This window comes from Enterobacter cloacae complex sp. 6730903, from assembly GCF_048283985.1.
GTDB lineage: Bacteria > Pseudomonadota > Gammaproteobacteria > Enterobacterales > Enterobacteriaceae > Enterobacter > Enterobacter hormaechei_C.
On record NZ_JBLVXX010000013.1, the window covers coordinates 1 to 18,738 of the forward strand.

21 protein-coding genes are annotated in these 18,738 nt (G+C 54.0%); 11 read left to right on the plus strand and 10 right to left on the minus strand.

The window, feature by feature from the left end:
* Together ACNQ0W_RS09015 and ACNQ0W_RS09020 are read right to left on the minus strand one after the other, a co-directional pair.
* The coding region (locus tag ACNQ0W_RS09015) for a nitrilase-related carbon-nitrogen hydrolase (RefSeq protein ID WP_417933188.1) at positions 1-196 on the minus strand (196 nt) is incomplete at its 3' end.
* 111 nt (positions 197-307) lie between these two features.
* Positions 308-538 (minus strand): DNA polymerase III subunit theta, encoded by a 231-nt coding sequence (locus ACNQ0W_RS09020; RefSeq protein ID WP_003859784.1) that lies wholly within the window; start codon positions 536-538, stop codon positions 308-310.
* Positions 539-675: 137 nt separating this feature from the next.
* Between ACNQ0W_RS09020 and yobA the strand changes: the two genes are divergently transcribed.
* The 3 genes from yobA to ACNQ0W_RS09035 are packed head-to-tail and all read left to right on the plus strand — an operon-like array spanning position 676 to position 2,273.
* Positions 676-1,047, plus strand: coding sequence for a CopC domain-containing protein YobA (gene yobA, locus ACNQ0W_RS09025; RefSeq protein WP_062933477.1), 372 nt, complete (start codon positions 676-678; stop codon positions 1,045-1,047).
* Position 1,048: 1 nt separating this feature from the next.
* A complete protein-coding gene (copD, locus tag ACNQ0W_RS09030) occupies positions 1,049-1,918 on the plus strand; it encodes a copper homeostasis membrane protein CopD (protein ID WP_062933478.1) in 870 nt (289 codons plus the stop codon).
* A 16-nt stretch (positions 1,919-1,934) separates the two neighbouring features.
* Positions 1,935-2,273: a YebY family protein gene (locus ACNQ0W_RS09035; RefSeq protein ID WP_003859787.1), complete on the plus strand. Its 339-nt coding sequence runs from the start codon at positions 1,935-1,937 to the stop codon at positions 2,271-2,273.
* A gap of 125 nt (positions 2,274-2,398) precedes the next feature.
* Here the strand turns inward: ACNQ0W_RS09035 and ACNQ0W_RS09040 are convergent, their stop codons facing one another.
* Positions 2,399-2,596: a hypothetical protein gene (locus tag ACNQ0W_RS09040; RefSeq protein WP_074135721.1), complete on the minus strand. Its 198-nt coding sequence runs from the start codon at positions 2,594-2,596 to the stop codon at positions 2,399-2,401.
* 45 nt (positions 2,597-2,641) lie between these two features.
* Positions 2,642-3,622 carry a VirK/YbjX family protein gene (locus tag ACNQ0W_RS09045; RefSeq protein ID WP_047051764.1) on the minus strand — a complete coding sequence of 327 codons (981 nt, stop codon included), beginning with the start codon at positions 3,620-3,622 and terminating at the stop codon, positions 2,642-2,644.
* Positions 3,623-3,789: 167 nt separating this feature from the next.
* Here ACNQ0W_RS09045 and pphA point away from each other — a divergent pair, with 167 nt between their 5' ends.
* On the plus strand, positions 3,790-4,434 hold the full coding sequence (pphA, locus tag ACNQ0W_RS09050; protein ID WP_062933479.1) for a protein-serine/threonine phosphatase: 645 nt from the start codon (positions 3,790-3,792) through the stop codon (positions 4,432-4,434).
* 34 nt (positions 4,435-4,468) lie between these two features.
* Here pphA and ACNQ0W_RS09055 read toward each other — a convergent pair whose 3' ends face one another.
* From ACNQ0W_RS09055 to yebS, 4 genes are all read right to left on the minus strand, one after another.
* Entirely contained in the window at positions 4,469-4,708 is a 240-nt protein-coding gene (locus tag ACNQ0W_RS09055) for a YebV family protein (protein ID WP_006811010.1), read from the minus strand.
* Positions 4,709-4,813: 105 nt separating this feature from the next.
* Positions 4,814-6,211, minus strand: a complete 1,398-nt coding sequence (rsmF, locus tag ACNQ0W_RS09060) for a 16S rRNA (cytosine(1407)-C(5))-methyltransferase RsmF (RefSeq protein ID WP_409248163.1) — start codon at positions 6,209-6,211, stop codon at positions 4,814-4,816.
* 122 nt (positions 6,212-6,333) lie between these two features.
* A complete protein-coding gene (locus ACNQ0W_RS09065) occupies positions 6,334-8,967 on the minus strand; it encodes a PqiB family protein (RefSeq protein ID WP_017693254.1) in 2,634 nt (877 codons plus the stop codon).
* Positions 8,936-10,219, minus strand: coding sequence for a membrane integrity lipid transport subunit YebS (gene yebS / locus ACNQ0W_RS09070; protein WP_062933521.1), 1,284 nt, complete (start codon positions 10,217-10,219; stop codon positions 8,936-8,938). Before yebS ends, ACNQ0W_RS09065 begins: the two co-directional genes overlap by 32 nt.
* Positions 10,220-10,351: 132 nt before the next feature.
* Between yebS and ACNQ0W_RS09075 the strand changes: the two genes are divergently transcribed.
* From ACNQ0W_RS09075 to htpX, 4 genes are all read left to right on the plus strand, one after another.
* Entirely contained in the window at positions 10,352-10,849 is a 498-nt protein-coding gene (locus ACNQ0W_RS09075; protein WP_006811006.1) for a GAF domain-containing protein, read from the plus strand.
* Between the two features lie 96 nt (positions 10,850-10,945).
* Positions 10,946-11,632, plus strand: a complete 687-nt coding sequence (gene proQ / locus ACNQ0W_RS09080) for an RNA chaperone ProQ (RefSeq protein WP_003859895.1) — start codon at positions 10,946-10,948, stop codon at positions 11,630-11,632.
* Positions 11,633-11,651: 19 nt separating this feature from the next.
* Positions 11,652-13,700, plus strand: a complete 2,049-nt coding sequence (gene prc / locus ACNQ0W_RS09085) for a carboxy terminal-processing peptidase (protein ID WP_015570296.1) — start codon at positions 11,652-11,654, stop codon at positions 13,698-13,700.
* Between the two features lie 193 nt (positions 13,701-13,893).
* On the plus strand, positions 13,894-14,775 hold the full coding sequence (gene htpX, locus ACNQ0W_RS09090) for a protease HtpX (RefSeq protein ID WP_003859899.1): 882 nt from the start codon (positions 13,894-13,896) through the stop codon (positions 14,773-14,775).
* A gap of 51 nt (positions 14,776-14,826) precedes the next feature.
* Here the strand turns inward: htpX and ACNQ0W_RS09095 are convergent, their stop codons facing one another.
* Positions 14,827-16,200, minus strand: a complete 1,374-nt coding sequence (locus ACNQ0W_RS09095; protein ID WP_062933481.1) for an MFS transporter — start codon at positions 16,198-16,200, stop codon at positions 14,827-14,829.
* A gap of 178 nt (positions 16,201-16,378) precedes the next feature.
* Between ACNQ0W_RS09095 and kdgR the strand changes: the two genes are divergently transcribed.
* Positions 16,379-17,170, plus strand: a complete 792-nt coding sequence (kdgR, locus tag ACNQ0W_RS09100; RefSeq protein WP_003859903.1) for a DNA-binding transcriptional regulator KdgR — start codon at positions 16,379-16,381, stop codon at positions 17,168-17,170.
* Positions 17,171-17,233: 63 nt separating this feature from the next.
* Here kdgR and ACNQ0W_RS09105 read toward each other — a convergent pair whose 3' ends face one another.
* Complete coding sequence (locus tag ACNQ0W_RS09105; RefSeq protein ID WP_116329851.1) at positions 17,234-17,473, minus strand: YobH family protein; 240 nt, start codon at positions 17,471-17,473, stop codon at positions 17,234-17,236.
* A 160-nt stretch (positions 17,474-17,633) separates the two neighbouring features.
* Here ACNQ0W_RS09105 and mgrB point away from each other — a divergent pair, with 160 nt between their 5' ends.
* Complete coding sequence (gene mgrB, locus ACNQ0W_RS09110; protein ID WP_003859906.1) at positions 17,634-17,777, plus strand: PhoP/PhoQ regulator MgrB; 144 nt, start codon at positions 17,634-17,636, stop codon at positions 17,775-17,777.
* Positions 17,778-17,851: 74 nt separating this feature from the next.
* A complete protein-coding gene (locus ACNQ0W_RS09115; protein WP_062933482.1) occupies positions 17,852-18,139 on the plus strand; it encodes a YebO family protein in 288 nt (95 codons plus the stop codon).
* Positions 18,140-18,738 lie beyond the last annotated feature (599 nt).

Below are 18,738 nucleotides of genomic sequence, written 5' to 3' on the forward strand. Positions count from 1 at the left end.
GGGCAAGCTGCAAATCGTCAGGGGGTGGGGGTAAGGTTGTTCCGCCAGGGCCGGTAAGCGAAAGCTCCGGAAAGACGATTAAATCGCACCCATGCCCGGCAGCCTCGGCAATAAAGTGCAGGTGATGTTTTACGTGCTCATCAACACAGTTGTGCCGCGGGGCATACTGAGCCGCGGCAATATTCCATCGTGACATCGTGACTTCCTTATACACTAAGTCGCTGGGATTTTAAGATTACACCTAAACTTATCAGGGTTTTCTTATCCTGCCACATAACGCGTAAGGAAGTGTAACGAGACGTTAAGCTTATTTAACTTTAGGTTCGTACGGCAGGCGCGAGAGATTGACGGAGGCGAGGCGATGCGCAATGAGACGTTCGCGAAACCAGTCGCGCAGATGCGCGGGTTGTTCACGCTCTACCACTTCAGCCACGACGGGCATGTTGTAACGCTCTTTGAATGCGACCCCCGCGGCGGCGAGATCGACATTCACTTTGTCCATCTCGTCCTGAGGCAGGGCGGCCAGGTTAACGTTCATTTCCTTCTCCTTTTTCTGCGGCGCCAACGTTACCGCGATTGTTCAACGATGACAAGGGAGCAAAGGATGTTCCTCGACTCGTTAATTATACAGAGTTATTCTTTAGCATTCAGGCATAACGAAAAGGAATGATTGTGATGCATTTTACCCCTTCCCGTGTCGCATGCGCGCTGGCATTTCTGCTCTCTTCAGCTATCACGCCCTCAGTTCTGGCCCATGCGCATCTTAAGCAGCAATCTCCGCAGGCTAATACCGTCGCGGTGGCACCAGAGGTCATTACGCTGAACTTCTCGGAAGGCATTGAGCCTGCCTTCAGCGGCGTCGTGGTGACGGACGCACAGCAGCACAAGATCCAGACGGGCGCGGTGAAGCGTGACGAGAAGGATAACGCAAAGCTGATTGTTCCTCTTGAGAAACCGTTGACGACCGGCACCTACACGGTGGACTGGCATGTGGTCTCCGTGGATGGCCACAAAACCAAGGGCAGCTATCATTTTAGCGTGAAATAGCATGCTGGCCCTGAGCTACGTCGCGTTACGCTTTATCCATTTTGCTGCGCTGATGCTGGTTTTTGGCAACGCGCTTTACAGCGTCTGGTTTGCGCCGTCTTCGTTGCAGCGTCTCATGACCCGGCGTTTCCAGCGGCAGCAGAAACTCGCGGCCTTAATCAGCCTGATGGCGGCTCTGCTGATGTTCGCCCTGCAAAGTGGGTTGATGGGCAACGGCTGGGGCGATGTCATTCGTCCGGCGGTCTGGCGCAGCGTGCTGGGAACGCAATTTGGCGGCGTCTGGTTATGGCAGATGGTACTGGCCGCTGTGACGGCGGGCGCAGCATGGCTTACCCCGCAAAAAGGCTCACGGCTGTTACTGCTCGCGATGGGGCAGCTGGTGTTGCTGGCGGGCGTGGGACATGCCGCGATGAACGGTGGCGCACCGGGAGCATTGCATCGTCTCAACCATGCGCTTCACCTGCTCTGCGCCGCGACCTGGGTGGGTGGTTTACTGCCGCTGCTGTTTTGCATGCGTCTGGCGAAAGGCCGCTGGCAGCCAGCCGCTATCTTTACCATGATGCGCTTCTCCCGCGTGGGGCATTACGCCGTGGCGGGCGTGCTGCTGACCGGGATAATCAATACGCTCTTTATTGTTGGCATAAACGTGCCGTGGCAGGCGCCTTATGTCCAGCTGTTGTTGTTCAAATGTGCGCTGGTCATGATGATGGTGGCAATTGCGCTGGCGAATCGGTATTTTCTTGTGCCACGCTTTCGCCCGGAGGCCGGGCGGGAACAACAGATTTTTATCAGGATGACACAGGCAGAGGTGGTGCTGGGCGCGCTGGTACTGGCGGCCGTCAGCCTGTTCGCGACCTGGGAACCCTTCTGACAAGGTTAAATAACATATGAAAAAGACACTGCTTTCTCTTTTACTTCTCACCTGTGCCAGCAGTGCGCTGGCCGCGCCGCAGGTCATCACTGTCAGCCGGTTTGAAGTGGGTAAGGACAACTGGGCATTTAATCGTGAAGAAGTCATGCTTACCTGCCGTCCCGGTAACGCGCTGTATGTCATCAATCCCAGTACGCTCGTGCAGTATCCGTTAAATGACGTAGCGGAGCAGCAGGTGGCCAGCGGGAAAAGTAACGGACAGCCTGTCAGCGTGATCCAGGTGGATGACCCGGCAAACCCCGGGCAGAAGAAGAGTCTGGCACCGTTTATTGAGCGCGCTGAAAAGCTCTGTTAGCCGTCAGGTTTCTAGTAAAAAAAAACCGCAGGTGCTTGTAAAAGCTCTGCGGTTTTTCACATTTAGTGATGTTCTGACGCTTTTTTTCAGACCACTTTTACTGTGGACTGGAAAACCTGACGTCGTCATCTATTCTTAAAGGGCAAGGCGATTGAGCCTGCATTAATGCCAACTTTTAGCGCACGGCTCTCTCCCAAGAGCCATTTCCCTGGACCGAATACAGGAATCGTATTCGGTCTCTTTTTATCTGCATGAAAATAAACAGTAAAATCCGGTTTTCGTCTCAGCAGAAGGTTCACTTCCTGTGCGCCTGCTTCAAACATACCACAACCCGGCAGGCGTAAGTCCAGTCCTTTTTGGCTGTTTTGTTAAATTTTTGTTTGTTTTTTGCCTGAGACGACTGCGGGATCAATGCGCGCCTGTACGCAAGCCGCAATATCATCTAGTAACGCAAAGCGGCGACGGTATTCGGCGCGTTTTTTGCTGGCAATCTCCTCCAGCGCTTTACGCTCCATCTGGAGCGGCAACTGCCAGCAGAAGGGGGAGAGTTTCTTTCCGTTCAGGCCTTCCCAGAACTCGTCGTAGCTGGCGTGAAAATGACGGCCTTTGCTCAGACGGTAGCGCAGCGCGCGGAAAACATGGCCTTCATCGCTGACGGCAAAAATCGCGCTGATGTTCGAGCGTGAGGCAAGCTGGAAGATCACCTCCATCAGCACGCGTTTCGGGAAAAGCCCATGGCAGGCACGGGTAGCCTGCTTAATCACCTCCCGTGAAACATGACGACGTGGACCCTGAAGGCCGCCGATAACCAGCACCATACGGCCGTTACTGCGTGCGACACAGAACGTCAGGCTGGCAAGCAGCGTATTGTCATTGTCGTGCAGCCAAAGCGTGCTTTCGCCTTCGCGTTCGGCCTTACCTGCGGACGAGGCGTGGACGGTATAGATTTCGCCGTTTTTTGCCTCGAACCGGACAACCGGCACCTCTTGCGGGCTGGTCAGCGCGTGGGCGAGGGCGATGTTTTTCAGACTATCAATCCACTGATAGTGGCTGACGATAGCATCGGCCCGGTCGTTTGAGTTCAGGCCGCGCATCAGATACTGGCGGTGAGTTTTGCTCGGCAAGGTAATTTGAGAGGTGAGCAGCCTGTCGAAATCATCGCGCCCGGATAGCGCCTCCAGCATGCGATGGGTGGAGGACCAGAATAAAAGCGAGCGCAGAAGGAACTTTAACCGGTAATCACGTTTGTGCCAGATTGGGCCGGGAACGCGTTTCCCTCTCACCAGTTCAGAAATAATATTTGTGCGATGCGGATAAAAAACATCGTTTTGCAGGTGTATGTTTGACACGTGAAAATCCCTCTTTTTATTCCGCTCTATTTTAGAGGCCAGGGAATAAGGGATTAATAGCGCAGCGATCTTTATTTCCGGCTGGTTTATGGTTTGTTGGGATTCGCGATATCCAACGCCGGCTCATGACATTTTCTGTGGCAGCTATACTTCTTACAGGAGGCGTTATGTATCAGAAAATAGAGGGAGAACACTGGCGTCATGTCTGGGTTGTCAGCGATATTCATGGTTGCTATCAGTGGCTTATGGATGAGCTGAAACGACGGCATTTTAATCCTGATATGGATCTGCTGATCTCGGTGGGGGATATTATCGATCGCGGACCTGACAGCGTGAAATGTTTACAGCTGATGCAGGAAAACTGGTTTTATGCGGTACGCGGTAATCACGAGCAAATGGCGTTAGATGCGCTTGAAAATAATGAGTTTAGTCTCTGGTTGATAAATGGCGGTAACTGGTTTACCGGGCTTACGGTCGCTCAACAAAAGCAGGCGAAGAATTTACTCGACGCGTGTCAGGACTTGCCGCACATTATTGAAATAACCTGCAAAAACGGTCTCAACGTGATTGCTCATGCAGATTATCCCTCCGCCGAATATGGCTGGCATAAGCCGGTGGATGTCCGGCGCGTGCTGTGGGATCGCGACCGGTTAATGGGCTTTATGGTGGGTAAAGGGCAGGGCATTAGCGGCGCGGATCACTTCTGGTTCGGGCATACGCCTCTGGACAAACGCTACGATTTTAACAATCTGCACTACATTGATACGGGGGCGGTGTTCGGGGGCTTTCTGACGCTGGCGCAGCTTCAGTAATAAATAACCCGCCTTCGGGCGGGTTCTCTTTGGGTCAGGCAAGACGCAAGACCCAGGCATCGGTTTTACTGTCGTAATGCTCACGGTACAGAACGGAATGTTCCCCATCAAGGATCGCCGGGACGCTGGTATCGGCATCCCAGGCGTCCAGCTGCATGCACAAATCCGGATCGGATTTGCAGGGAATACTTAACGTTCGTTCGCCTTGTGCTTCGCCGCGCAATTCAGCGTCGTCGATTTCAAAAGCGCCAATGCGTACGCTGGTTTTCGTCATAATGCTCTCCGGTTTGTTGCCCATAATCTGGTATGACCAGTGCGGTCACCCATTTTTGATCCTAGACAAGGAGAGCGAAATCGCCAGTAAAAAAATGCGCTTTTTTCAGGCGCTGCGGTTGTTACCGGTAAACAGGCGGCCATCGCGTACCAGTTCCCGCGGATAGCTGTTTTTCAGCCGCGAGCCGACTTTTTTCGCCAGCCCCAGCGGAAAACCCTGATACGTCACGATGACTTCATCCTGTAACGGGCCGTCTTCCGGGTAAACGTCACGACCGCGATACCACTCTTCCGCTTCCTGATGCGTCAGGGCAAAGGTGTTCTCACTGCCGGCCAGCGCAATGACCGCTTCGTGCTGCCAGCGATAGCCTTTGTTGTGGATCTCCGCCAGGCGAATACCGAGGCGGGAGAAACGCACTTTACCAATCAGCGGTTCGATGTTGACCGGGAACAGCCACAACTCTTTGTCACGCATCCAGAGGCGCAGGCTCTCATCCCAGTGCAGACCCACTTTGCCCGCAGCCGCTTGCGCCTGTGCCGCCTCACGGCCTTTGACCGGCGCGAACGGGAAGTTGCCGATCTTAAACTTAGGGGCAGGCAGCGGATCGACGGCGCGGGTTTTACGCAGACGGGCAACAAAGAAGCCTTCGCAATCGTAAATCTGCGGGAAGACATGCAGGAAGCCTTCAGGCGTGGCCGCATGACTGGCCGAGTCGAAGAGGGAGTCCAGCGGCAGAAACTCAACGGCATCCGCATAGCGTTGCTTGAGCCACAGGCATACGTCCTCGTTCTCATCGCGATTCAGGGTGCAGGTGGAATAAACCAGCGTCCCGCCTGGGCGCAGGGCATGAAACGCGCTGTCGATCAGTTCGCGCTGCTTGGCGGCGATCTCCAGGTTGCTTTCAACGGACCAGTTTTTTAACGCATCAGGATCTTTTCGCACCACGCCTTCGCCGGAGCAGGGCGCGTCGAGCAGGATGGCATCAAAGGCTTCCGGCAGGGCAGCGCCAAATACGCGACCATCGAAGTGCGTTAACGCGACGTTGTGGATCCCGCAGCGGCTGATATTGGCGTGCAGGACTTTAACGCGGCTGGCGGAAAATTCGTTGGCGAGGATCGCGCCGCGGTTGTTCATCCGGGCGGCAATCTGCGTGGTTTTAGAGCCCGGCGCCGCCGCGACATCCATAACCCGCTCAGGCTGGTTCCCGTCGGCAAACAGCGCAGCAACCGGCAGCATGGAGCTGGCTTCCTGAATATAAAACAGCCCGCTCAGGTGCTCGGCGGTGCTGCCGAGCGGCAGGCTCTCCTCGTCATCCCGTTCGATCCAGAAACCCTCTTCACACCACGGCACTGGCGTTAATTGCCAGCCGTAGGGGGAGACGAGATCCAGAAACGCCCCGACGCTGATTTTCAGCGTATTGACGCGAATACTCCGGCGCAAAGGGCGCTGGCAGGCGGCGACGAAATCGTCGAAAGAGAGATGAGCAGGAAGCGCCTCGCGCATCTGTGCGAGGAATTGTTCGGGAAGAAATACGGAGTTTTGAGCCACGGGCACACCACAGGGAAACATTCAGGCGCGCAGTGTAACATAAAGGCTCCGGCGCGTTGACACCGGAGCCTGCGAGATTAACGCGGCAGCGCCGTTCCCCATTCGCGCCACTCTTTCGGTTCACTTTCCAGCAGCAGGAAGTGTTTACCTGCCTGCGCCTTAGGCGCCAGAGGCGTGCCAGGCGGCGTCGCGAAGGCAATGCCGCCGCGAATGAACTGATTAAAGGTCCCCGTCTTGACCACGCCACCGGTCAGGCCGAAGTCCAGCGAGTAGCCTGAAGCGAGCCAGAACACCGAGTTGTTGCGCACCAGATGCTGATAACGCTGGCTGATGCGCAGGCCGACCATCACGCGATCGGACAGATTCCCCAGCGTCAGACTTGTTACTGTCCCTACTTCAATGCCGCGGAACAGGACCGGCGTACCGATGCCCAGCGAGCCGGCTTCCGGCACTTCAACCACAATGCTCAGACCGTCCAGATAACGGGAGTCGGTGATGGTTGCCTCCTGCAACTCAAATTCACGACGCGCGTTGCCGCGACCCGGTTCAACGTTAATGTATGGCTGAAGTATGGTGTCGAGATGCTCAACCCCTGCGGCAGAAATTTGCGGCGTAACCACCGAGAAGCGCGAGCCTGCCCGGGCGAACGTCTGCACATATTCCGGATAAAGCACGGCGGTCGCCTGCACTTCATTGCGCGCGGTGATCAGCGTTAGCTTCTGGACCTGCCCGATATCAATGCCGAGATAGCGGATGGGCATGCCTTCCGCCAGTTTACCGGCATCAAAGGTGTGCAGGGTAATCTGCCCCCCGACGGCGCGCGCCGCAGTTTCGGACGGGAAGAGGATCCGCTTGTCACCTTTGCGCATGTTGCCGCCCGCGCCGCTCAGGTTATCGAAGCTGATCGCACCGCGCAGGGCACGGGAGAGGGGAGACGCCTGTACGGTCAGCCCGCTGCCGTTGAGCTGCACTTTCGCGCCGCCTTCAGCCCAGAACACGCTGTTTGGCGTGAGCAGCTTGCGGTACTCCGGCTTGATATGCAGTTCGATATCAAACGCGTCCGCACGAGGACGAACGGTGATCACTTCCCCGACCTCAAACTTACGATAAAGCACGACGGAGCCTGCCTGGACATCCGGCAGCGTTTCAGCGCTTAAGGTCAGCGTGGTGGTCGGCAGGTCGCCGAGGCTGTTTTCAATGGCTTTGTCGAGATTGGCGAACAGCGGATAACTCTCGCGCAGCGCACCTTTGCTGCCCGGCAGAATGCGGATCCCGCCGTTAACCCACTCGCTGGCGCTGGCGCCGAGGAACTCAACCCCGTCCAGACCCACCTTCACGTCGACCCGGCTGTTAACCACAAATTTACTGTCGCCGTGGACCAGGTTGCCGTACTGCGGATCGATGGCGGCGGAGAAGGAGACCCCTTTTTCCGACAGCTTACGTTCGAGGACCTGGCCCACCTGCACACCGTGCAGGATCAGCGGTTGCCCGGCTTCGATACCGTAGCTTTCCGGCGCATTCAGCGTAACCGTCAACACGCCCGGTTTTTGCAGCAGGGCTTTATCCGCCGGCGCGATAACAAAGTTTTTGTTCGGCGCACCTTCGCCGGGGATCAGCTCAAAGGTGCTTCCCGTCAGCAGAGAACTGATGCTGGCGTCGCTGAGGGAGAGCTTCGGATTACGCAGTTCAATGCGCGTTTTTTCCCGCAGGAGATCCACCACGCTCGGATCCACCGTCATTTCGCCGGTAACGGAACCGCCCGCATTGAGGGTTAATTTTGTCAGTTGCCCGACCTCTAAACCCTGGTACATCAGCGGGGTCGAACCGGCTTTCAGGCCTTTGGCATCCGGCAGGGTCAGCTTGACGATGACACCGCGCTGGCTGTGCGCCAGGTCGGCGTACAGGCCAAAGGTATCTTCTGCGGCGGCAGGGCTGGAGTTAGCAGGTGAGTCAAAGGCGATAGCGCCATTCACCAGCGCCGCCAGGCTCTCAAGCTTCACTTTCGCACCGCTTAAGCTCAGGTCGGCATCGACGCCTGAGACGTTCCAGAAGCGGCTGCCTTTTTTAACCAGGTTGGTAAAACGGCGCTCGATGAGTACATCAATGGTCACGCCATCTTTGTTCGGGTTAATGGCGTAGTCGTAAACGCGGCCTACCGGAATTTTGCGGAAATAGACCAGAGAACCACTGTTCAGCGAGCCCAAATCCGGCGCGCGGAGATGGATCATCAAATCGCCGTTATTCAGCCGATATTTCGGCTGGGTATCCAGCGCAACAAAGTGATCCTGTGGCTCACCTTTGCCGGGCATCATGCCGATATAGTTACCGCCCACAAGCGCATCCAGTCCGGAAACGCCGGCCAGGGAGGCTTTAGGCGTGACCAGCCAGAACTGCGTTTCGGCACGCAGGGCATCCTGCATATCAGACTTAATGCTCGCCCGGACCTGGATTTTGTTCAGCCCTTTGCCAAGGGAAATATCCTGCACGGTACCCACTTCCACCCCCTGGAAGCGAACGGGGGTACGTCCGGCGACAATGCCGTCCGCAGACTGGAAATCAATCGTGATGGTACTTCCGCGATCTTCATAGCTCGTCCAGATAAGCCAGCCTGCGATCATCAGCGCGATGACAGGCAGCAACCAGAATGGCGAAATGCGGCGTTTTGTTTTAATTCTCGCTTCAGTCGGCGAAGCGGGCGTTTCCTGACTCATGTGCGTCCCAAAGTAAGCGGCTGTCCAGCCATTCCACTGCAAGAATAGTCAATATCACCGCAGAGCCGAAATAAAAAGCTGCGGGTCCCATGGTAAAAGCAAGTAACTGATCGCGATTGATGAGCGACATCATCAGCGAAATCACGAACAGATCCAACATCGACCAGCGACCAATCCAGGTCACGAATCGCAGAAGCAGGATGCGGGTGCGTAGTCCTTGTTCGCATTTAAAGTGAATGCTGATAAGCAGCGTAAACATCACCACCACTTTGGTAAAGGGCACCAGAATACTGGCAATGAAAACAATGGCGGCGACCCCCACGTTACTGTGCGCCAGAGAGATAATCCCTGAAAGGATAGTATCTTCCTGACGGGTGCCGTTCACATAAATTACGGAGATCGGCAGCATGTTGGCCGGGAACAAAAATACCAGGGAGGCGATAAGCGCCGCCCAGCATTTTTGCAGGCTGTTGTTGCGTCGCAATCTTAACGGAATGTGGCAGCGCGGGCACCTCCCGCGTTTATCCGGAAAACCGGTGTAATGGCAGCCCAGGCAGACGCGCAGGTTTTCATCAGGCCGGGTCGCGGGGCGCTGCGGATAAAATCGCTCCCAAAGCTGTTCAACATTGAGATGAATCAGGGTCAAAATACTCAGCAGGACCAGTGAAATAAACGCAAAAAGGCCAATGCCGGGTTGTAAAAACGCATAATCCTGCACCTTGATGGAGGCCACGCCGACGCCCACCAGATAGATGTCCAGCATCACCCACTCCTTGAGCTTTTCCAGCATGAGCAGGACGGGGCGCAGGTTCATCCCCAGTATGTTGCCAAACCACAGGTAGGCAATTGCCGCGACCAGCACCAACGGCGCGCCGACGACGCAGAACAGCACCATGGCGGCCGTAAGCGGATCGCCCTGGCGCGTCATCTGCCAGATCCCCTGCAACACGTTAGCGTCAATACGCACGCCAAGCAGGTAGAGCTTTAACAGCGGCTCGGTCCAGGCGAAGGGCATCAGCAGCAGCATGGTGACCGCCATTGCCGCCAGACGCGTCAATGACCAGTCCCGGCCATCGCGAATTTTGGCATCGCAGCAAGGACAAAAAGCACTTTGGTGCGATTTCATCTTCGGCAACATAAAAAGCGTATCGCACTGGGGACAACGCTGATAATGTGCACGGGGCAGAGCCTGGCTTACCGTACGGACAACGATCTTTCGTGTCGGCGTAATTTGGGGTGTTTTTAGGGCCATCAGTCGCACACAGATTATTATTGTTGAAAGTTATAATAACTCATGAACGGATTCATCTTGAGCATGAGCGCATTTAATGCTTATTTTAATAGGCTATGCGGTAACTATGTAAGATAACTAAGTGATTGAATAATGAACAAAACAGAATTCTACGCGGATCTGAATCGCGATTTTAAGGCATTAATGGCAGGGGAAACCAGTTTCTTAGCCACTCTGGCAAATACCAGTGCGCTACTGTTCGAGCGCCTTTCTGACGTGAACTGGGCGGGCTTTTATCTGCTGGAAGGCGACACGCTGGTGCTCGGTCCTTTCCAGGGTAAACTCGCCTGCGTACGCATCCCGGTAGGTCGCGGCGTGTGCGGTACCGCAGTGGCGACCCGTCAGGTTCAGCGTGTCGAAGATGTTCATGCGTTTGACGGCCACATTGCCTGCGATGCCAGCAGCAATTCTGAAATCGTACTGCCGCTGGTGGTTAAAAATCAGATTATTGGCGTTCTGGATATCGACAGCACGGTCTTCAGCCGCTTTACTGCCGAGGATGAGCAGGGGCTGCGCGCGCTGGCCGCAAACCTGGAAAATGTTCTGGCAGAGACCGATTATCATAAATTCTTTGCGAGCGTCGCAGGATAATCAACGGATAACGTAGCATTTACTGATAGCGTCATTATAATGTCGCCTGTTCATGCCTGCGCTTGTTGGCAACGTCCGTTGTAATCAGGAAATTTCATGGAAAATCAACCTAAGTTGAATAGCAGTAAAGAAGTTATCGCATTTCTGGCCGAGCGTTTCCCGCAGTGCTTCAGCGCTGAAGGTGAAGCGCGTCCTCTGAAAGTCGGTATCTTTCAGGATCTGGTCGCGCGCGTTGAGGGGGAGATGAACCTCAGCAAAACGCAGCTTCGTTCTGCCTTGCGCCTTTATACCTCGAGCTGGCGTTACCTGTACGGTATCAAGCCGGGTGCGACCCGTGTCGACCTTGACGGCAACCCGTGCGGTGAGCTGGACGAGCAGCACGTAGAACATGCGCGTAAGCAGCTTGAAGAAGCCAAAGCTCGCGTGCAGGCACAGCGTGCAGAACAGCAGGCGAAAAAACGCGAAGCCGCAGCGGCAAACGGTCAGGAAGACGCCCCTCGTCGCGAGCGTAAACCGCGCCCGGCACCGCGTCGTACTGAAAATAACGATCGCAAACCGCGTGCTGACAAACCAGCAGCTAAAGCCCCACGTGCGCCGCGCGAAGAGCCGCGCCACACCCCAGTTTCTGACATCAATGCGCTGAGCGTAGGTCAGTCTCTGAAGGTGAAAGCGGGTAACAACGCGATGGACGCCACCGTACTGGAAATCACCAAAGATGGCGTTCGTGTACAGCTGACTTCTGGTATGTCAATGATTGTACGCGCAGAACACTTGTTGTTCTGAAACGGAGGCCGAGCCTGGCATGAACACTTTTTTTAAGCTCACCGCGCTGGCTGGCCTGTTTGCTATAACAGGCCATGCTTTCGCTGTGGACGATATTACGCGTGTTGATCAAATTCCGGTTCTCAAGGAAGAGACTCAGCACGCGACGGTGAGTGAGCGCGTGACGTCGCGCTTTACTCGTTCGCACTATCGTCAGTTCGATCTCGATCAGGCCTTTTCGGCCAAAATCTTTGACCGTTATCTGAACTTGCTGGATTACAGCCATAACGTACTGCTGGCCAGCGATGTCGAACAGTTCGCTAAACGCAAATCCGAAGTGGGTGATGAGCTGCGCTCCGGAAAACTCGATCTGTTCTACGATCTGTACAATTTATCGCAAAAGCGCCGTTTTGAGCGTTATCAATACGCGCTGAAAGTGCTGGAACGTCCGATGGACTTCACCGGCAACGACACCTTTAATCTGGACCGCAGCAAAGCGCCATGGCCGAAAGACGAGGCTGAACTGAATGCGCTGTGGGACGGAAAAGTCAAATATGACGAACTGAGCCTCAAGCTCACAGGCAAAGACGAGAAAGAGATCCGTGAGACGTTAAACCGTCGCTACAAGTTCGCTATTCGTCGTCTGGCGCAGACCAACAGTGAAGATGTTTTCTCGCTGGCGATGACCGCGTTTGCGCATGAAATTGATCCGCACACCAATTATCTCTCTCCACGTAACACCGAACAGTTCAATACCGAAATGAGCCTGTCTCTGGAAGGTATCGGTGCTGTGCTTCAGATGGACGATGACTACACCGTAATCAACTCCATGGTGGCTGGTGGCCCTGCATCGAAAAGCAAAGCGATCAGCGTAGGCGACCGTATTGTCGGTGTGGGCCAAACCGGAAAGAGCATGGTGGACGTGATTGGCTGGCGTCTTGATGACGTTGTTGCGCTGATCAAAGGGCCGAAGGGCAGCAAAGTTCGCCTGGAGATCCTGCCTGCCGGTAAGGGGACCAAAACCCGTATCGTTACTCTGACTCGTGAGCGCATCCGTCTGGAAGATCGCGCGGTGAAAATGTCGGTGAAAACCGTGGGTAAAGAGAAGGTTGGCGTTCTGGATATCCCAGGTTTCTACGTCGGCCTGACCGATGATGTGAAAGTGCAGCTCCAGAAGCTTGAAAAGCAGAATGTCAGCAGCGTGATCATTGACCTGCGCAGCAACGGCGGCGGGGCATTGACCGAGGCCGTCTCGCTTTCCGGGCTGTTTATCCCGTCTGGCCCGGTGGTACAGGTGCGCGATAACAACGGTAAAGTGCGTGAAGATGCCGATACCGATGGCGTGGTCTACTACAAGGGGCCGCTGGTGGTGCTGGTCGATCGCTTCAGCGCCTCTGCATCGGAAATCTTCGCTGCTGCCATGCAGGATTACGGCCGGGCGTTAATCGTCGGCGAACCGACGTTTGGCAAGGGCACCGTTCAGCAGTACCGCTCTCTGAACCGTATTTATGACCAGATGCTGCGCCCTGAATGGCCTGCGCTGGGCTCAGTACAGTACACCATTCAGAAGTTTTACCGCGTCAACGGCGGCAGTACGCAGCGCAAAGGCGTGACGCCGGATATCATGATGCCGACAGGTACCGAAGAGACGGAAACGGGCGAGAAGTTTGAAGATAACGCGCTGCCGTGGGATAGCATTGATGCCGCGACATTCGTGAAATCGGGTGATATGAAACAGTTCGGACCGGAACTGCTGAAAAATCACAACGATCGCATCGGGAAGGATCCGGAGTTCCAGTACATCATGAAGGACATCGCGCGTTTTAACGCTCTGAAAGCGAAACGGAACATTGTGTCTCTGAACTACGCTCAGCGTGAGAAAGAGAACAATGAAGATGACGCGACACGTCTGGCGCGTATCAACGATCGCTTCAAACGTGAAGGCAAGCCTCTGCTCAAAAAACTGGACGATCTGCCTAAGGATTACCAGGAGCCCGATCCGTATCTGGACGAGACGGTGCATATCGCGCTTGATCTCGCGAAGCTGGAAAAAGAGAAACCTGCCCTGCAACCTGCTCCGACAAAATAATCCCCCAACAGGCACAAGAAATTGTGCCTGTTTCTTTTTGTTCTTCTTCCTTCCGTCAGGCAGATTTCCAATTGTGTAAAGTTGTGTCTTTCTGGTGACTTACGCCGTCTGGATGCTTGAAAATAGCCGTAATACCCATACGATGTGGGTAATCGCATAGTGCGTTTTGTTAAACTGAGGTTAAAAGAATATTATGATGCGAATCGCGCTCTTCCTGCTCACCAACCTGGCGGTGATGGTGGTATTCGGGCTGGTGCTAAGCCTGACGGGAATTCAGTCGAGCAGCGTTCAGGGTCTGTTGATTATGGCGCTGCTGTTTGGTTTCGGTGGCTCTTTCATTTCACTGCTGATGTCCAAGTGGATGGCACTGAAATCCGTGGGCGGTGAAGTTATTGAGCAACCGCGTAACGATATGGAGCAGTGGCTGATGAGCACGGTTGCTCAGCAGTCGAAGCAGGCGGGCATTGCCATGCCGCAGGTAGCCATCTACCACGCGCCGGATATTAACGCGTTTGCTACCGGTGCGCGTCGTGACGCGTCCCTGGTGGCCGTCAGCACCGGTCTGCTGCAAAACATGAGCCGTGACGAAGCAGAAGCGGTTATTGCTCACGAGATCAGCCACATCGCTAACGGCGATATGGTCACCATGACCCTGATCCAGGGCGTGGTGAACACCTTCGTTATCTTTATTTCCCGTATTCTGGCGCAGATTGCTGCCGGGTTTATGGGTGGCAACCGTGATGAGGGTGAAGAGAGCAACGGCAACCCGCTGATCTATTTTGCTGTTTCAATGGTGCTGGAGCTGGTGTTCGGTATCCTGGCAAGCATCATTACCATGTGGTTCTCCCGTCATCGTGAGTTCCACGCCGATGCGGGTTCCGCGAAACTGGTGGGTCGTGAGAAGATGATTGCTGCGCTGCAACGTCTGAAAACCAGCTACGAGCCGCAGGAAGCAAACAGCATGATGGCCTTCTGCATCAACGGCAAATCAAAGTCGCTGAGCGAGCTGTTTATGTCTCACCCGCCGCTGGATAAACGTATTGAAGCGCTGCGTAGCGGCGAATACCTGAAATAACGTAATCGGGTTGAAAACAACCGGGCTGGAGTCCTTCTCCGCCCGGTTTTTTTATGCCTGCGCCTTTGGCTGGGTGACACGAAGGCCGCTAATGACAGCTGCGAGGGTCGCCAGTGTCCCTGCGGTAATCAGTGCAACGTGCGTTGCATTCTGCCCGGCCAGGTTAAACATCAACGCCACCAGTGCGGCCCCGGTGCTTTGCCCTAACAGTCTTGCCGTGCCCAGCATCCCGCTGGCGCCACCGCTGCGATGACGTGGGGCAGAGGTGATAATCGTGTGGTTATTAGGGGACTGAAACAGACCAAAACCGGCCCCACACAGGATCATGCGCCAGATAATATCCAGATCCCCTGGCGAGGAGGGCAGGAGCGCCAGTGCAAACAGGCCCACCGCCATGACGACAAGTCCAATCGCCCCCAGAAGCCCGGCGTGGACGCGCTCAATAAGGTAACCGGCCAGCGGGGCCATCACCATGGTTGCCAGAGGCCAGGGCGTGAGCAGCAAGCCTGTCTCCACTTCTGAACGGCCAATCACGCTCTGCAAAAAGAACGGCAGCGCAACCAGCGCCAGCATCTGGGCGCAGAACGAGCAAATGGAGGTACAAATGGATAGCGAAAACAGCGGAATACGCAGCAAATCCACCGGCAGTAACGGCACGGGCAGCGCCAGCTGACGTCGTACAAAGAAAAAGCCGATGATAAGCATTGCAACGATTTCTGTGGTAATGAGCGACAGAGACTGTCCCTGCGCAAATCCGCTCAGCGCGGTAATCAGCAGGCCAAAGGTCAGCGCGTTCATCACAGCGCTGGGCAGATCGAAACGTGGCATGATGCTTTTCGGACCATTTTCCGGAAGATAGCGCAGGGCGAAGAAGATCGCCACAATGCCCAGCGGCACGTTAATGGCAAACAGCCACTGCCACGAGGCAACGGACAGGATGGCGGCGGCAATCGTCGGCCCGACGGCGGACGACACGGCCACAATAAAGGAGTTAATGCCCATCCCGCGCCCCAGGTGGCGGTGAGGGTAGATAAGCCGTATCAGGGCCGTGTTCACGCTCATTAGCGCCGCCCCGCCAAAACCCTGTGCGATACGCGCCAGCGTAAGGGTGTGCAGTGAATCTGAAAGGGCACAGAAGAGCGAGGTGAGGGTAAAGACCACCAGCCCGCACTGGTACACCCGGCGATAACCAAACATATCACCCAGGAAAGAGAGCGACAGAAGAGAAATCACAATCGCTATCTGGTACGCGTTGACAATCCAGATAGAGCTGGCCGGCGAAGCATTCAGGTCTTTGGCAATGGTCGGAAGAGCCACGTTGGCAATCGCACCGTCAAGGACAGCCATCGAAATACCGATGACAATAGTGGCAATTGCCCCGTACCGCTGCGGTAAGGGCAGGCCATCAGAAACGTTTTTTTGCATGGGAAAAGAATGACTCAGCGTGAAATTATTTTCAGAGTAACTATTTTAGCATCGTTATTTCGGTTTTATGTCGCAGATTTGTAACGAAGTAAACCCAGATAGATTGCAGCACGCATCACACGAATTTATAATAAAAACCGGTTCTGATTTTTATAAAACACTCTCCATGAGGTGATAAATGGCAATCGCAGATTTGGATAAGCAGCCAGATTCTGTTTCTTCCGTGCTGAAGGTATTTGGCATCTTGCAGGCGCTCGGAGAAGAGCGTGAAATTGGTATTACAGAGTTGTCGCAGCGTGTGATGATGTCGAAAAGCACCGTTTATCGCTTTTTGCAGACGATGAAATCATTGGGTTATGTCGCGCAGGAGGGAGAATCAGAAAAATATTCTCTGACCCTGAAACTGTTTGAACTGGGTGCCCGCGCCTTGCAGAACGTGGATCTGATCCGCAGCGCTGACATTCAGATGCGTGAACTTTCACGACTGACGAAAGAGACAATTCACCTCGGTGCGCTGGATGAAGACAGCATTGTTTACATCCACAAAATTGACTCCATGTACAACCTGCGCATGTATTCACGCATCGGTCGTCGTAACCCGCTCTACAGCACCGCAATTGGTAAAGTACTGCTGGCCTGGCGCGATCGCGAAGAGGTGAAGCAGATCCTTGACGGGGTGGAGTACAAACGCAGCACCGACCGCACCATTACCAGTACGGATGAGCTGCTGAGCGTGCTGGATAACGTGCGTGAGCAGGGTTACGGGGAAGATAACGAAGAGCAGGAAGAGGGACTGCGTTGCATCGGTGTACCGGTATTTGACCGCTTCGGCGTTGTCATTGCGGGCCTGAGTATTTCGTTCCCAACGCTGCGTTTCTCTGAAGAGCGTCTTCATGAATATGTGGCGATCCTGCATACCGCAGCGCGCAAAATTTCAGAGCAGATGGGCTATAACGATTATCCGTTCTGATCGACGCTTCCAATAAAAACGCCGCAACAGTGCGGCGTTTTTATAAGCGAAATTTAGCGCTGATTAACCGTTATCAATCACATCAGACGATTTACGCAGCACGGGACAGTTGGTTAACCCGATGATCCCGCTGTCGGAATGGATGTACTGAGCCGTGCTTACCCACCGGGCGGTAAGATATTTACACTGGATACCCAGACCCGCGGCATTTTCTTTGCTCCCCATTAATACGCCGTACCCACTTAATAACAGGCCGATCCACACAATGGCCAGTACAATTACTGTACGAATAAGTAAACGCATCGCTGCCTCTTTTTTCTTTGTTGTCATGGAGTAAGCGTAACGGGTTTACGCAGTGAAACAAGTGCACGATTCCGAAAAGCGTCTGTTGAAGGTACAGTTAGCCCCTGTTTAAGATAACCGTGATAACCTGGCTGCATCAGGTCATAAGACGGAGTGTGGAGTGAAAAAAATACGCTGGGTAATTCTGATTATAGTGTTGATAGCATGCGTGGTGCTGTGGACGCAGACTATCAATGTGATGTGCGATCAGGATGTACAGTTCTTTAGCGGCATTTGTTCAATCAATAAGTTTATCCCCTGGTAGAGGCCATTTTTACGCTGAGTGATGCCCTTACGTGGCGGCAGTGGTAAAATGACCGTTTTTACTGAGGTGGTGAAATGGGTGAGTTACTGAATTCGGGGCTGCTGAGCATTGCATCCCTGGTAATGTCTTTGGTGGTGCTGATTGTTGGGCTGATGCTGTGGTTCTTCGTTAACCGCGCCAGCTCCCGCACAAACGAGCAGATTGAACTGCTGGAAGCATTGCTCGATCAGCAGAAACGGCAGACTGCGTTGCTGCGTCGTCTGTGCGAAGCCAACGAGCCGGAGGAGAAATCGGTACCGAAGGACGCTATTGCTCAACAACAGGACGAGGAAGACTTCATTCGCCTGGTAGCCGAACGATAGTCTGCCCGGAAAGGGAGGTGGCCTGACGTACGGCGTAAATCCCCTCCCTTATCAAATGTGATCCACACCATCCCAACATATAATTAAGCAGCAGTTAACTATTGTTTCAGCATACTGAAAACTGGCGAATATTTATCCTTATTCAATAATTACCGTTTCGTTGAATAAATTGTGTGTTTTATCTTTCCTGAAGTGTTTTATTTTTATCGAAACGTTTTGCTTGCCTTGTTTTGAGGCAGAGTCATAAAAATTTCATTATTTTGGTGCACAATAACGCTAATTAAATGGTGGATTTTAATACAATTAGCAAAATGTAATTAACATCGTATATTCCCTGATACATGTCGGTGCGTTGCAATGTTTTCAGCATAACTTTTCACAAAATGTTCTAACTCAGTCATTCTTTTAAAGAAAATCAGGGATTGGGATGGACGCTTTGAAATGATTGAGCTATGTTTAAAAAGTCTTTGATTACAGGGCGCGGCAACGCACCCTGCGGGCAGTGAGGTCAGGTGGCGCTTCATTTGACAATTCGCATAACCGTGCAGATTGTTATGGAGTAACACCTGAATTTGTGCGGCGGATCGAGACACGTTTAA